Raw genomic sequence first — 14,129 nt, 5'->3', positions numbered from 1 at the left:
TCCTTGATCCGACCCCGCGTGCCGCGGATTCGTCGCGGCTCCGACACGGGACCTCGGGCGTCACGGTAGCCCATCGCCGGACGACTAGGCTGAACGACCATGAAGGCGCACACCGGTACGCGTAGGCAGAAGGGTCGGCAGTTGCGGCTGCTGGCCGGGGTCGTGCTGGCCGGGAGCCTGGTGCTGGCCGGCTGCAGCGGCGACGAGCCGGAGGCCGAGGACGGCGGGGGCTCCCAGAGCCAGACCGACGAGGCCGGCGGCGGCGGCGGAGGCGGCGGCGGAGGCGGGACCGACGAGGCCGGATCCACCGACGGCGGCGGCGCCGATGCCGAAGGCGCCACGACGGAGCCGTCCGGGCCGCCCACCGAGCCGGCCGACATCGAGCTGGAGGCGGGCAATCGCTCGGCCTCCGGCAGCACCGACATCACGATCGAGGGTCCCCGCGCGGCGTTCGTCACCCCCACCGGCAATATCGCCTGCACGGTCAACAACGACGCCGCCGTGTGCCAGCTCGCCGAGGCCACCCTGCAGCCGCAGGCCGGGCACATGGTCCCCGGCGTGCTGGGCGACTGCACCGCCTCCACCGCCAACGCCGTCATGACCTCGGAGTCCGGCGCCTGGACCTGCGTGGACGACCCGGTGGCCCCGCTGGCCGCGGTGGACCAGGGCGGCTGGTGGGTCGATGAGGTCGACGGCACCACCACCAAGGTCGGCGATCTGACCGTGGCCGCCCTGCCCTACGGCTCCAGCATCACCGTCGGGTCGGTCCGCTGCACCTCCGCGGAGTCCGGCGTCACCTGCCGCAACAACGAGCTGGGCCGTCAGTTCACCCTGTCCCGCAACAGCTACAACTTCGGCGGCTGACCCCGCAGGCTCCGCAGGGCCCACCCCAGCCCGCTGGGCCCGGCCAGACTCCATCCAGTGACGCCCCTGTGCTGCCGAAATTCGCGAAACGGCGGCATAACAGCATCACTGGGCGGGCTATCGCAGCAGGCCGTCCGCGACCAGGTCCCGCAGCACCGGGACGATCTCGGCCTGCACCGCCCCGGCGTCGCTGTCGGTGAGGACGGCCAGCCCGCCGCAGAGCTGACGCGCCGTGAGGTCGCCGTCGCAGGCGCCGACGAAGCCGGCCTGCAGGGAGGTCAGCCGCACGACCCGCCGCAGCCCGCCGCCCTGCCGCAGCTGGATGACCGACGGGTCCGGCGCCCCCGGACGACCCACCCGCTCCTCGGTGACATCGTCGGCGACCTGCCAGGCCACGTCGAGCAGCTCGTCCTCGGAGTGCTCGGCCAGCCAGGTCCGCGCCCTCAGCCCCGCCAGCACGGTCGGCCCCATCGGCGAGGCGACCGGGCTGCGCACCTCGACCAGGTCTCGCCACGGCTCCCGTCCCGACGCCGGCCGCTGCAGGGTCACCACCCCGAACCCGATCCGCTCCACGCGCCGCGCCGCGAAGTCCTCCAGCCATGCGGCGCACAGCCGGTCGAACTCGGCCGTCCCCGGCCGGTGACCACCGTCGCGCACCCAGGTCTCGGCATATTCGGCGACATCCTGCTCCTCACGCTGCACGACCCAGGCGTCCAGACCGGTCCCGTCGAGCCAGCCGCCGACGCGGTCCCTCCAGTCCTCGCCCTCGCCGAGCTCCCAGTTGGCCAGCAGCTGCGCGATGCCACCCGGGCGGAGGTGCCCGGCCAGGTCCCGCACGAGCCCGGCCACGAGAGCGTCACCGGCCGCACCACCGTCGCGGTACTCGTAGAGCGGGACCTCACCACCACGCGGCGTGATCACGAACGGCGGGTTGCTCACGATCAGGTCGAAGTCCTCGCCCTCGAAGGTCTCCAGCAGGTCGGCCAGCCGCAGGTTGAAGGTCAGTCCGTTGAGCACCGCCGTGAACCGCGCGAACTCCAGCGCCCGCTCGGACAGGTCCGAGGCGACCACGGGGTGTGCCGTGTGCCCGGCCAGGTGCAGCGCCTGGACCCCGCAGCCCGTCCCCAGGTCCAGGGAGCGCTCGACCTGCGGCCGGGGCGTCCAGGACGCCAGCGTGGTCGACGCCCCACCGATGCCCAGGACGTGGTCGGTCGGCAGCGGCCCGCCCAGCGCGGTCTCAGACAGGTCGGAGGCGACCCACCAGGTGTGGCGCTCGTCGCCGTAGGGCCTCAGGTCGCAGGTGGCCACCACGCGACCGGCCGCGCGCCCGTCCGTCCGGTCGCCCACCCGGCTGTCATCGATGGGCCTGGTCAGCCCGATCCGGGCCAGACCGGCCGAGCCGGTGCGCGGCAGGGCCCTGTCCAGCAGCGCTGCGTCGACGGGACGACCGAGGGTGAAAAGCCGGAGCAGCACCGCGGCCGGGTGGTCGCTGGCACGCGTCACGCGGTCGGCCAGGAGCGGGTGGTCCCGGTGCAGGGCGGCGCCGGCCACGTCACCGAGCGCTTCGGCCACCCCTTCGACCGTGTATTCGGCATCCGTCAGGTCCTCGCGGAGGCGCCGCAGCGCCTCCGCGTCCGAGGACGAGGGGACCGGGGCGCTGCGGTGCGGGGTGGGAGCTGGCACGCACCCAGGGTAGGTCCGAGCGCCCGGGGTGGGAGACCGCATACCGGGAAGAAGCCTCGTCCTTCCCCCCGCCCCCTCGACCGGCGACACACTCTGCTGCCGACCGGCGACACGGTCTGCGCCCCACCGGCGACACGCCCTGTCGCACGAAATGACGACGACCGGCGCGCCGCACGGAGCGGCGCACCGGTCGTCGGTGCTGCGAGCGTGCTGCAGGGGCGTCTCCGCAGCAGGCGGGTCAGTCGCCGGAGATGACCCCGGCGGCCTCGACCTCGGGGGCGTCGCCGATGGCGATGTCGCGGCGCTTGGAGACTACGACCGCCCCGACGATGACGGCGATGGCCACCAGGGAGATGCCCCAGCGGATCGCGTCGTTGGCGCCGTCGCCGTAGGTCAGGCCGACGATGGCCGGGGCGATGAGCAGGGCGACGAGGTTCATCACCTTGATCAGCGGGTTGATGGCCGGGCCGGCGGTGTCCTTGAAGGGGTCACCGACGGTGTCACCGATGACGGTCGCGGCGTGGGCCTCGGTGCCCTTGCCGCCGTAGTTGCCGTCCTCGACGATCTTCTTGGCGTTGTCCCACGCGCCACCGGCGTTGGCCAGGAAGACGGCCATCAGCACACCGGTGCCGATCGCGCCGGCGAGGTAGCCGGCCAGGGCGCCCACGCCCAGGCCGAAGCCGACGGCGATGGGGGCGAAGACCGCCAGCAGGCCGGGGGTGGCCAGCTCACGGAGCGAGTCGCGAGTGCAGATGTCGACGACGCGGCCGTACTCGGGCTTCTCGGTGTAGTCCATGATCCCGGGCTTCTCGCGGAACTGGCGGCGCACCTCGAAGACGATCGCGCCGGCGGCGCGGGTCACGGCGTTGATGGCCAGGCCGGAGAAGAGGAAGACCACCGCGCCACCGATCAGCACGCCGACGAGGGCGCGCGGGTCGAAGACGAGGAAGGACTGGAGCAGGTCGTTGTTCTCGCCCAGGGCGGTGCCGATGGTCTGCTGGATGGCGTCGAAGTAGGAGCCGAACAGCGCCGTCGCGGCCAGGACCGCGGTGGCGATCGCGATGCCCTTGGTGATGGCCTTGGTGGTGTTGCCGACCGCGTCCAGCTCGGTGAGGATCTGGGCGGCGTCGCCGTCGACGTCGCCGGACATCTCGGCGATGCCCTGCGCGTTGTCGGAGACGGGGCCGAAGGTGTCCATGGCCACGATGACGCCGACGGTGGTGAGCAGGCCGCAGCCGGCCAGCGCCACGAAGAAGAGCGACAGGATCAGCGAGCCGCCGCCCAGGGTGAACAGGGCGAAGACCGCCACGGCGATGGTGACCGCGGTGTAGACCGCGGACTCCAGGCCGACGCCGATGCCGGACAGGACGACGGTGGCCGGGCCGGTCAGCGAGGTGCGGGCCACGTCGTTGGTGGGCTTGCTCTCGGTGCCGGTGAAGTAGCCGGTCAGCCACAGGATGAAGGCCGCCAGGATGATGCCCACGACCACGGCCGCGGCGGAGTTGATCGCCGGGTTGAGGTCGAGCTCGGCGACGTCGCCACCCAGGATGCTGTTCTGCTGGACCAGGTCGGCCGCGTCGTGCGGCAGGAACACCCAGGCCGCGACCACGGAGGCGACGGCGGCGATGCCGGCGGAGATGTAGAAGCTGCGGTTGATCGTCTTCAGGGCGTTCTCGCCGGCCTTGGCGCGGGTGATGAAGACGCCCAGGATCGCGGTGAGGACACCGATGGCGGGGATGATCAGCGGGAAGGTCAGGCCACCGTTGCCGCCCAGCGCCGCGGTGCCCAGGATGAGGGCGGCGACGAGGGTGACGGCGTAGGACTCGAAGAGGTCGGCGGCCATGCCGGCGCAGTCACCGACGTTGTCACCGACGTTGTCGGCGATGGTGGCGGCGTTGCGGGGGTCGTCCTCGGGGATGCCGGCCTCGACCTTGCCGACCAGGTCGGCGCCCACGTCGGCGGCCTTGGTGAAGATGCCGCCGCCGACCCTCATGAACATCGCCAGCAGGGCGGCGCCAAAGCCGAAGCCCTCCAGGACCTTGGCGGCCTCGCCCTTGAAGATCAGCACGACGAGCGCGGCGCCGAGCAGGCCCAGGCCGACGGTGGCCATGCCGACGGTGCCGCCGGTGCGGAAGGCGATCCGCATGCCGTCGTCACGGCCGGTGGTGCGGGCGGCCTCGGCCACGCGCATGTTGGCGGCGGTGGCCAGGTTCATCCCCAGCCAGCCGATGAAGGCCGAGAAGCCGGCGCCGAAGAGGAAGGCCACCGAGCGGCCGACCCGGACGAACATGTCGTCGGCCGGCAGCGCCATCAGCAGGAAGAAGGCGACGACCGCGAAGATGCCGAGGGTCTTGAACTGACGCCCGAGGTAGGCCGAGGCGCCCTCCTGCACCGCTCCACCGATGGTCTGCATCGACTCCGTTCCCGGGGAGGCTGCCAGCACCTCCTTGCGGAACATGAAGCCCATGACCAGGGCTACCAGGGAGATGCACAGCACCACGACCACGATCGAGGTGTCTGTGCTCGTGAGCGTGATGTCGCTCGCGGCACGGACTGGGGACATGGACAGCCTCCTGAAGCTGCTGGCCCGCGGGCTTCCTTGCCCCGGGGCGACGGCGCGCGGCAGGAACCGCACGTGGTGTGGATGACGTCACTGTAGCGACGTGCCGTCAGGGGACGGCCGCCGACATGCTATGCGCACGCACCCCGGGTTTGTCACCCCCCGGACGTACCGTTGTGTCACGATGTCCGACCACGACCGCCTCGAGGACCGCCTTGAGCACCCCAGCGAGCCGTCGCCCGGGGGTGCCTTCGCGCCCGCCGAGGCGCTGGCCCACCTCACCCGCGGCCCACGCGCCGAGCGGCTCGTGCACGTGCGCACGGTGCCCGCCCGCGAGGGTCGTGTGCTCCCGTGGCCGGACTGGGTCGCACCCGAGGTCACCGCGGCGCTGCACGGCCAGGGCATCCACGAGCTGTGGGAGCACCAGTCTCGGGTGGCCGAGCTGGCCCGGGAGGGCCGCCACGTGGTGGTCGCCACCGGCACCGCCTCGGGCAAGTCACTGGGTTTCCTCCTGCCCGTCCTGACCTCCCTGTGCGAGGGCGCGTCGGCGGCCGGCGGCCGTGGGGCGACGGCCCTCTACCTCGCGCCCACCAAGGCCCTCGGCGCGGACCAGGCCGCGCGGCTCCATACCCTCGCGGTGCCGGGGGTGCGCACCGCGACGCTGGACGGCGACACCCCGACCGACGAGCGGCGCTGGATCCGCGACCACGCCCACTACGTGCTGACCAATCCCGACCTGCTCCACCACACCCTGCTGCCGGGGCACGAGCGGTGGCGGGCGTTCCTGCGCTCGCTCCGGTATGTGGTGGTCGACGAGTGCCATGTCTACCGCGGCGTCTTCGGCGCGCACGTCGCCTCCGTCCTGCGGCGGCTCCTGCGGATCGCGGCGCGGTATGGCGCACACCCCACCGTGGTCCTCGCCTCGGCGACCGTGGCCGAGCCGGAGGTGCTGGCCAGCACGCTGGTGGGGCAGCCGGTCGTGGCGGTCACCGACGACGCCTCCCCGCGGCGGGAGACGGTCGTCGCGCTGTGGCGGCCGCCGGAGCTGGAGGACGGCAGCCGGCGCAGCACCGTGGCCGAGGCGTCCTCGGTGCTCGCGGACCTGGTCTCCCGCGACGTGCAGACCGTCTGCTTCGCCCGCTCGCGGATGGGCGTGGAGGTGGTGGCCGCCCGCGCCAGGCAGGAGCTGGAGGACCGGGGCGACGTCGATGCGGGGACGGTCGCGGCCTATCGCGGGGGCTACCTGCCCGAGGAGCGGCGCGCCCTGGAGCGGGCGCTGCGCGAGCGGGGGCTGATGGGCCTCGCGGCGACCAGCGCGCTGGAGCTGGGCATCGACATCGCGGGGCTGGACGCGGTGGTGATGGCCGGCTGGCCGGGCACGCGGGCCTCCTTCTGGCAGCAGGCCGGGCGTGCAGGGCGGCGCGGGGCACCGTCGTTGGCGGTGCTGGTCGCGGCGGACGACCCGCTGGACTCCTACCTGCTGTCCCATCCGGAGCTCATCTTCGACGCGCCGGTGGAGGCCTGCGTCCTGGACCCGGAGAATCCCTACGTCCTCGGCCCGCACCTGGCTGCCGCGGCAGCCGAGCAGCCGCTGACCCGCGACGACGAGATGTGGTTCGGGCCGACCGTGGCCGACCTGGCCGAGCAGCTGGTCGCCGGCGGCATCCTGAGGCGTCGACCGACGGGTTGGTTCTGGGTCCGGCCGGAGCGGCCCACCGACCATCTGATGCTGCGCGACGCAGGCGGACCTGTGCAGATCGTCGAGTCCCGCAGCGGAAGGATCCTGGGGACCGTCGACGAGGGCCGGGCACTGACCACGGTCCACGAGGGTGCCGTCTACGTCCACCAGGGCCAGCCCCACGTCGTCACCGAGCTCGACCTGGAGGCGGGCGTGGCGCTGGTCGTCACCGGCGACCCGGGCTGGACGACGCGGGCACGCAGCGAGAGCACCTTCACGATCCGGTCGGCGGAGGCTGCCACGGCCTGGGGCGCGGCGCACCTGAGCACCGGCCGGGTCGAGGTGACCACGCGGGTCACCAGCTTCCAGCGGGTGCTCCCCACCGGCGAGGTGCTCGGCCAGCACAGCCTCGACCTGCCCGAGCGCACGCTGCTGACCCAGGCGGTGTGGTGGACGCTGCCGGAGGAGGAGCTGGCCCTGGCCGGGATCGGCGAGGAGGACGTCCCCGGCGCCCTGCACGCGGCAGAGCACGCCGCGATCGGGATGCTGCCGTTGCTGGCCACCTGCGACAGGTGGGACATCGGCGGCGTCTCCACCCCCTCGCACCCGGACACCGGTCTGCCGACGGTCATGGTCTACGACGGGCACCCCGGCGGTGCCGGGTTCGCCCGGCGCGGCTACCGGGCCGCCGCGACCTGGCTGGCCTCGACCCGCGACCTGGTGGAGGCGTGCGCCTGCACCTCGGGCTGTCCCGCGTGCGTCCAGTCCCCCAAGTGCGGCAGCGGCAACGATCCGCTCCACAAGGCCGGCGCCGTGGCCGTGCTGTCCCACCTGCTCTCCGAGCGGGTCGTCACCGTTCCCGGATAACCCCCCCGGACCCGCGCCTGCGCAACTGCTCCCCCGTTCGGGCCGGGAGCGACGCTGCGGTTCGCCCCACCTGGGATATCTCGATACCCTCGGATTCGCCACACGTCGCAAAGAAAGGGCCGCGCCATGCTGATCTTTGGCCTCCTGCTCGTCCTGCTGGCCGCCGCAGTCATCACGTACATGGTGCTGGCCACCGCTGGCGAGAGCGCCATCCCGCTCGACTACGGCATTCTCAACGTGGAGATGCAGCCGCTGTGGCTCTTCCTGGCTGGCGCAGCCACGGTCGCGGTCGCGGCCATCGGCCTGTGGCTCATGGCGGTCGGCGCCCGCTCCAAGGCGCGCCGTGCCAAGGAGATGCGCGAGCTGCGCAAGCAGGCCAAGGACCAGGACCGCAGGATCGAGCGTTCCGGTGACGCGACCGCCCCGCGCACCGGCCGCACGACGACATCCGGACATGACAGCCCCCAGCGTCCCGCCACCATCCCCGGCCCGGCCAGCAACTCGCGTCCGGGTGACAGCACCTACGGCACCGGCACCAGCACCGACCGCGACGTCCCGCCGGCCGACCGCAGCCGCCTCGACCTCGATCGCTGAGCCGTCCCCACGCGGCGTCACCTCACCCGCGCTGCCCTGGTTCACCGACGCAGATCATCTGAGATCACCGACGCTGCGGGACCCCGGTCGCCGCAGCCTTCGCCCGGACCGTCCACCGGGTGCCGGCCACCGCTCGGCCGACCTCGACCTCGACCGTGGGCACCGCCCGGGCACCGGTCACGGCGGACCCCGAACCTCCGACCGCCCCTGACCGCGCCGCCCCTGACTCTGCGGGCCGGACCGCACAGCCGGTGATCCGGGCCCCGTTGTCCTGCGCCACCTCGGCGGCCACCGAGCACGCTTCCTGCACGCTCTGCCCGGTCGTGACCCGTCCCGCTGCGGCCAGTGCCGCCAGATCTGCGGCCGTACGGGCCGACTGGCCTGCGACCGCGACCGCACCGATGAGGAGCCCGGCGGCCAGGAGCACGACCACCATCCCTACCACGGCGAGCGCGAGCACTGACGCGCTGCCTCGGTCGGGGTCCGGCTGGACGGGCCGGCGGACAGGCCCTCGAAAACGCCGCGGACGAATGTTGTCGTGCCTCTGCGGACGAACGTTGTCGTGCCTCTGCACCCTCATGGCGCTGCCCCCGGCTCCCACCGGGCCTCCGCGCTGCCCATCGCCCTGGGAAGCATGCTCAGCATCCGGGTCCGGGCAGGGGCTTTCACCTGCACCAGGACCGAGTCGTCGTGTGAGGACACCACGAGCTCGGCCCCGTCAGGCGCCCTCGAGTCCACGATCTGCCGCACGACCGAGCCAGAATCACCGCGGGATGCGGCGCGGGCACCGGCCCGCGCCGCATCCTCGCAACGGACGAGGTCGACGGCGAAGGTCAGCCCCGCCAGGGCCAGCGCGAGCATCAGGACCACGGCCGGGAAGGCCAGTGCCAGCTCGGCGCTGACCATCCCAGACTCCCGACCCGGACGCCCGCGCCGGCTCACAGCGAGACCGACAGCGCCGTGGTGACCACCGTCGTCACCAGTCCCTCGACCGCGCCGGACTTGATGACGGCCAGCAGCAGCGCAGCGAAGGCGCAGGCCGCGATCGTGCCCACGGCATACTCCGCCGTCGTCATGCCAGCCTCGGGCTTGCGCCGCAACTCGCGCCAGAGCCGTCGAAAGGCGATGGTGCTCGTCTTCATGTTTCCCCTCCTTGTTCATGGGCCCTGCCCCGGTTGGGCCGAACCTCACGACTCCAAGCCTGGGCACCCGTTCCCACCTGAGGAAGGGTGGCCGGAGAAACGGTGGATATCCCACCGCGAGCCCAGGAGGATGTGGATGGGCGATCGAAGCGGTCGCATGGCCATGGCATCGTGGGCAGTCCACGTTCGAACTCGAGAGGTGCCATGACTTCCCATCTCGCCCTCTACCGGGGGCCCTCCGACGCGCCCCTGTGCACTGCGGCCGAGACGGGTCGGACTGGCACAGCATGCGCGCCATCGATGGGGCCTTGGATGTCCCGGCCCCCTGGAAGGCCGTGAAGACGCGCACCCCGTTGACGGACCCCGAGATCGTGCACGAGGTCCTGGCGCAGGGCTGGAACCGCACCGACACCACGAACGAGCCCATTCCCACCCTCGGTCTGAGGCTATCGGCAACCGCCGGGTCAGTCGACGACCACTGGAGCCTTGACGCCCAGGTGGGCGTGTCCTCCCGCACCTCGAGCGGACTCTTTCTCCTGGACGTCCAGCCGGCCGCGAGCCCGAGCTGGACACCGCACGAAGCCTCCTTGCCGACCTGGTGAGCATCTGGCAGCCCGACCGGGCAGCGTGGACGACTCCCGCACTCAGAAGCGCCGGGATGCGACTAGGTGTGCCACCGAGGGTGGCCCTGGCCGGCTGGCTCAGCTGGATCCCGGACCATGTCCCCGACCCCTTCACCGGAGGCGATCCGGTGGCCAACGGGCACCTCCACGTCCTGGCCCCCACCCTGGCCCAGTCAGATCCCGCCTGGAGAGCAGGCTCATCGGCGGAGCCTCATGATCAGGTGACGGCGAGCTGGGCCAACAGGGTCAGGACCAACGGAACGATCGTGGTCAGGACGAATGCCGGGAGGAAGGCCAGGCCGAGCGGGACGACGAGGACGACCCCCAGCCTGGCCGCCGCGACCTCCACGTCGGCGAGGCTCTCGCGCCGGAGGTCGGCCGCGGCGCGACTGAGCGCCTCTGCGGGAGGGACGCCAGCCAGATCGGCCAGCTCCAGACACTGTCGGGCCGGAAGCCAGCGTTCCCCGACACCCTGCCAGGCCGCCGTGGCGTCGATCCCACCCTCCATCGCTCGCCCCACGGCAACGAGTTCCTCTCCCGACTGGCCGGGCAGCACGGCCCCGGCAGAGACTGCTGCAGCACCCACCGAGCCACCGCCGGTCAGCGCCAGCGCCATCAGATCCATGGCCTCTGCGACCTGGCGGGCCCCGTCGTCCGCCGATCCGCGGACAGCGCTCGGTGCTCTCGACCGCGGGGTCCAGGGCCGGACGTCCGCCGGCCAGGCCAGCACCGCGAGGGCGGCGAGACTGGCCAGCAGGAACGGCGCCAGAGCCTCGACCACGGTCGCCAGATCGCTCACTCCAGCCCCTTCATGACGTGGCGGACGAGCCGGTGGACGATCAGGTGGCCCACGCCCAGCAGCACCACCCCGAGTGCGGCCGAGGCAGCCGAGACGGGACTTCCATAGAGCTCCATCGGCCCGATGCCGATGAGCGCCGCCATCGCGACACCCGCCACGGGCAGCAGCGAGAGCACCAGCACCGTGGCGCGGGCACCAGCGCTGGCGCTGCGGATGGCTCGCGCCAGGCGCCGGTGCTCCCTCGCGGAGGCGGCGCTGCTGCGGACGGCAGTGGCCAGCGGCGCGCCCGTCGAGGCGGCCACCCGCCAGGACCGCGCGACACCCTCAAGCACGTGGCTCCCCGTCCGCCGGCCCACCCTGGCCCAAGCCGTGGCCAGATCCTGACCTTCGCGAGCCGCCCTCACCAAGGGCTCCCACTCCCACGACCTCCGGCCACCCGAGGCCGCTGCCTCCAGGGTGACCGCCAAGGCCTGTGCGGTGGGCAGCCCGGCCTCCAGCCCGGCGGCCAGACCATCCAGGATGCGGACCTCCTCGCTCCACCTGTCGCCCGACCGCCTCCATCGGTCGAACAACCAGGCCCCGGCCCCACGCAAAGGACGCAGGGGACCACGCTCGTCACCCCCACGCGCCCGCCTGCCTCCGGTCGGACCACGCAGAACGGCCCTCCGCTCCTCCACGCCCTGCCCTGAACCTCGTCCGGAGGCTCGCGAGGGCCAGACCAGCACAGCCAGGGCAGCCAGCACCGCCAGCGTCGGCAGCAGCGCTCCGGAGCTGCCCCACTGCTCCAGGCCGGACGCGACACCCTCCGGCCGGACGCCATGCACCACGCTCATCCGCTGCCCGCCTCAGGCATGCGGGAGCGAGGGTCCAGGCCGAGCCGGGAGGACAGCTTCTCCCACGCCGGCCCGGGCTCCCAGCGCCCGGGCCGACCCGTCAGCGCCGCCTCCGCCCGGGTCGGGCCCTCCTCGGTCCGCCCCAGGAGCGAGACCTCCCGCACCTCCCTCCTGCCGTCGGACGATCGCGCCAGATGGACGACGACCTCGATGGCGCTGGCGAGCTGGGCGTGCACCGCTGACGGCTCCATCCCGGCCAACGCACCCAACGCCTCGAAGCGCGGCACGACGTCCGCCCCGGAGTTGGCGTGCAGGGTGCCGCACCCACCCTCGTGGCCGGTGTTGAGCGCGGTCAGCAGCTCACGCACCTCGGCACCACGCACCTCGCCCACGACGACGCGGTCGGGACGCATCCGCAAGGACTGTCTGACCAGGGTCGTCATCGTGACCTCACCGCGCCCCTCCACGTTGGGGGCCCGGCCCTGCAGATGGACCACATGGGGATGTCGCACCATCAGCTCCCGCACGTCCTCGACCACCACCAGGCGTTCGGCCGGCGCAACCTCGGCGAGCATGGCCGCCAGCAAGGTCGTCTTCCCCGATCCTGTCCCTCCCGTGACGACGAAGGAGAGCCGTCGTGCGACCACCTCGGTCAGCACCTGCAGCATGGGCCCGTCGAGCATGCCCAGGCCGACGAGATCGCCCAAGGACTGCGAGCTCACGCGCGGGATCCGCAGGCTCACATGAGCCCCTCCCGACACCAGCGGCGGCAGCAGGGCGTGCATCCGCACCCCTCCCGGGAGCAGTCCGTCGACCCAGGGCGAGGCCTCGTCGAGCCGTCGCCCGGCCAGTGCCGCGAGCCGCACGGCGAGGCGACGCACGGTCGCCGGGTCCGAGAGCTGCACCCGGCCTCGCTCCGCCCCCTCACCGCGGTCGACCCACACCCCGGCGTCCCCGTTGACCATGAGATCGGTCACCGAGGGGTTGGCCAGCAGCGGGGCCAGGGGCCCGAGAGCCTGCTCGAGTTCGTCGCTCATGCCCGACGATCCTGATCGTGTCCGACCCCCTGCGGAAGCGTCCTCACCTCAGGTGTGCACAGCTCCGAGGCACGCGCGCGGGATGTGGACAAAGAAGTGTGGACAGCGAGGTGTCGACAACGACAGGTGCGCGATGTGGACGAAGACGGGGCTCGACGTGGGCAACGTCAGAAGAAGCCCGTAAACAGGGGACGGCCCCGGCGGGGGGGATGCCGGGGCCGTCGGTGTCTGAGACCAGGGGGGGATGGTCCCATACACCCGCGCTGCAACTCTTGCGAGGAGCGCCGTACTGATCAGTATGCACCCTCGGGCGGGGAGGGGTCAAGTGCAGCAGACCAAGTCCGACCGGACGTAGGCAAACGCGTCCTGATCCGGCTCAGCGGAGTCGTCCGGCCCGCACGGCATCGGCCACCCGCACCCCCTCGGCGGCGGCGCGCTGGACCGCCTCGGCACAGTGCAGCAGCCAGAGCCGCACCCCCTCCTGGCCCCCGGAGGCATAGGCACCCAGCGCCCCCCGGTAGTCGGTGCCGGCCCGATCGGCATGGCCGACCTCGGGCACCGCGACCCCGGTGGGGTCCAGGCCGCCGGAACGCAGGATGACCCGCTCGACCGCCCGGGCGACCAGGGCGTTGCCGGCGACGAACGGCCGTGCCACGACCAGTTCCGCATGGGCCACGGCCGCGACGATCAACGTCGGCGCGGACCCCGCAGCAGCGACCCGGATCAGGTCCTGGACCTGCTGGAGGCGAGCCGTGGCGCCCGCGGGGCTGGGGGCCTCGCCGAGCTCGACCCACTCCCGACAGTCCTCGCCCCCGGTGCGAGGCCTCCCCAGCTGCTCGGCCGGGATGAGCTCGCGGGCGGCGAAGGAATGCAGCGCGGCCAGCACCTGGGCCGGTGCCTTCAGCTGCACCGGGCCGATCCCCTCCGTCGCGGCCGTGACACGGACAGCTCCGGCGAGGACACGCCACACCGGGTCCTCCTGCCGCGCCGACCAGGGCATCGCACCGCGCATGAGGTCACGGACCAGGTCCACCGAACCCTCGGACCCGGCCGGCTCCGCACCCTCGAGCATGGCGCTGGCAGCGGCGCCCCGGACCCTCGACTCCGCCGCCGCCTCCGGGGTGCGCCGACGCAACCCCTCGTGCCATCGCAGACCCGTGCAGGCCTCCCGTGCGGTCGCGACACCCTCCTCGACCCCGGGCAGCGCCTGGAGCTGGGCAAGAGCATGGCTGATGGCTGTCACCGGGCCACTCTAGAGGGGCCGCTCGAACTGCCCAACGAGGTGCGGCGGGACGCCCTCTGCGCCAGGGAGGCCGGTTACCCAGAAGTCTTTAACAAACCTTGACCAAATCGGCCTATCCCTGGCACGTCGCCGGTGAGACGATGGGTGCATCGACGAGGCGGCCCCCTTCGGGGAGTGCCCCACCGGCTGTCACGGGACCGGGAGTC

At 72.7% G+C, this 14,129-nt stretch carries 13 protein-coding genes; 4 read left to right on the top strand and 9 right to left on the bottom strand.

What is annotated here, in order from left to right:
* Nucleotides 1-99 precede the first annotated feature (99 nt).
* The gene (locus ACTMMA_RS08640) at nt 100-864 is read left to right on the top strand and encodes a hypothetical protein (protein WP_441189715.1); all 765 of its coding nucleotides are present in this window, start codon (nt 100-102) and stop codon (nt 862-864) included.
* Nucleotides 865-981: 117 nt separating this feature from the next.
* On the opposite strand, the gene ACTMMA_RS08635 is transcribed toward ACTMMA_RS08640, so the two are convergent.
* Nucleotides 982-2,547: a DUF7059 domain-containing protein gene (locus tag ACTMMA_RS08635; protein WP_441189714.1), complete on the bottom strand. Its 1,566-nt coding sequence runs from the start codon at nt 2,545-2,547 to the stop codon at nt 982-984.
* Nucleotides 2,548-2,785: 238 nt separating this feature from the next.
* Nucleotides 2,786-5,110: a sodium-translocating pyrophosphatase gene (locus ACTMMA_RS08630; RefSeq protein ID WP_441189713.1), complete on the bottom strand. Its 2,325-nt coding sequence runs from the start codon at nt 5,108-5,110 to the stop codon at nt 2,786-2,788.
* A 181-nt stretch (nt 5,111-5,291) separates the two neighbouring features.
* On the opposite strand from ACTMMA_RS08630, the gene ACTMMA_RS08625 reads away from it, so the two are divergent.
* Both ACTMMA_RS08625 and ACTMMA_RS08620 read left to right on the top strand, forming a co-directional pair.
* Nucleotides 5,292-7,652 carry a DEAD/DEAH box helicase gene (locus ACTMMA_RS08625; protein WP_441189712.1) on the top strand — a complete coding sequence of 787 codons (2,361 nt, stop codon included), beginning with the start codon at nt 5,292-5,294 and terminating at the stop codon, nt 7,650-7,652.
* A gap of 126 nt (nt 7,653-7,778) precedes the next feature.
* Nucleotides 7,779-8,246, top strand: coding sequence for a leucine-rich repeat flightless-interacting protein (locus tag ACTMMA_RS08620; protein ID WP_441189711.1), 468 nt, complete (start codon nt 7,779-7,781; stop codon nt 8,244-8,246).
* A 64-nt stretch (nt 8,247-8,310) separates the two neighbouring features.
* On the opposite strand, the gene ACTMMA_RS08615 is transcribed toward ACTMMA_RS08620, so the two are convergent.
* The 3 genes from ACTMMA_RS08615 to ACTMMA_RS08605 are packed head-to-tail and all read right to left on the bottom strand — an operon-like array spanning nt 8,311 to nt 9,388.
* Nucleotides 8,311-8,826 (bottom strand): Rv3654c family TadE-like protein, encoded by a 516-nt coding sequence (locus ACTMMA_RS08615; protein WP_441189710.1) that lies wholly within the window; start codon nt 8,824-8,826, stop codon nt 8,311-8,313.
* Nucleotides 8,823-9,152, bottom strand: coding sequence for a TadE family type IV pilus minor pilin (locus ACTMMA_RS08610; protein ID WP_441189709.1), 330 nt, complete (start codon nt 9,150-9,152; stop codon nt 8,823-8,825). The genes ACTMMA_RS08615 and ACTMMA_RS08610 overlap by 4 nt, the downstream gene beginning before the upstream one ends.
* 32 nt (nt 9,153-9,184) lie before the next feature.
* Nucleotides 9,185-9,388, bottom strand: coding sequence for a DUF4244 domain-containing protein (locus ACTMMA_RS08605; RefSeq protein ID WP_441189708.1), 204 nt, complete (start codon nt 9,386-9,388; stop codon nt 9,185-9,187).
* Between the two features lie 287 nt (nt 9,389-9,675).
* Here ACTMMA_RS08605 and ACTMMA_RS08600 point away from each other — a divergent pair, with 287 nt between their 5' ends.
* On the top strand, nt 9,676-9,990 hold the full coding sequence (locus tag ACTMMA_RS08600; RefSeq protein WP_441189707.1) for a hypothetical protein: 315 nt from the start codon (nt 9,676-9,678) through the stop codon (nt 9,988-9,990).
* Nucleotides 9,991-10,228: 238 nt separating this feature from the next.
* Here ACTMMA_RS08600 and ACTMMA_RS08595 read toward each other — a convergent pair whose 3' ends face one another.
* From ACTMMA_RS08595 to ACTMMA_RS08580, 4 genes are all read right to left on the bottom strand, one after another.
* On the bottom strand, nt 10,229-10,810 hold the full coding sequence (locus ACTMMA_RS08595) for a type II secretion system F family protein (protein ID WP_441189706.1): 582 nt from the start codon (nt 10,808-10,810) through the stop codon (nt 10,229-10,231).
* On the bottom strand, nt 10,807-11,643 hold the full coding sequence (locus ACTMMA_RS08590; protein ID WP_441189705.1) for a type II secretion system F family protein: 837 nt from the start codon (nt 11,641-11,643) through the stop codon (nt 10,807-10,809). Before ACTMMA_RS08590 ends, ACTMMA_RS08595 begins: the two co-directional genes overlap by 4 nt.
* Entirely contained in the window at nt 11,640-12,680 is a 1,041-nt protein-coding gene (locus ACTMMA_RS08585; protein WP_441189704.1) for a TadA family conjugal transfer-associated ATPase, read from the bottom strand. Before ACTMMA_RS08585 ends, ACTMMA_RS08590 begins: the two co-directional genes overlap by 4 nt.
* Nucleotides 12,681-13,056: 376 nt before the next feature.
* Complete coding sequence (locus ACTMMA_RS08580; protein WP_441189703.1) at nt 13,057-13,923, bottom strand: Fic family protein; 867 nt, start codon at nt 13,921-13,923, stop codon at nt 13,057-13,059.
* Nucleotides 13,924-14,129 lie beyond the last annotated feature (206 nt).

The organism is Ornithinimicrobium panacihumi (assembly GCF_052073805.1).
GTDB lineage: Bacteria > Actinomycetota > Actinomycetes > Actinomycetales > Dermatophilaceae > Ornithinicoccus > Ornithinicoccus panacihumi.
This window is presented reverse-complemented; position numbering and strand designations above follow the sequence as displayed.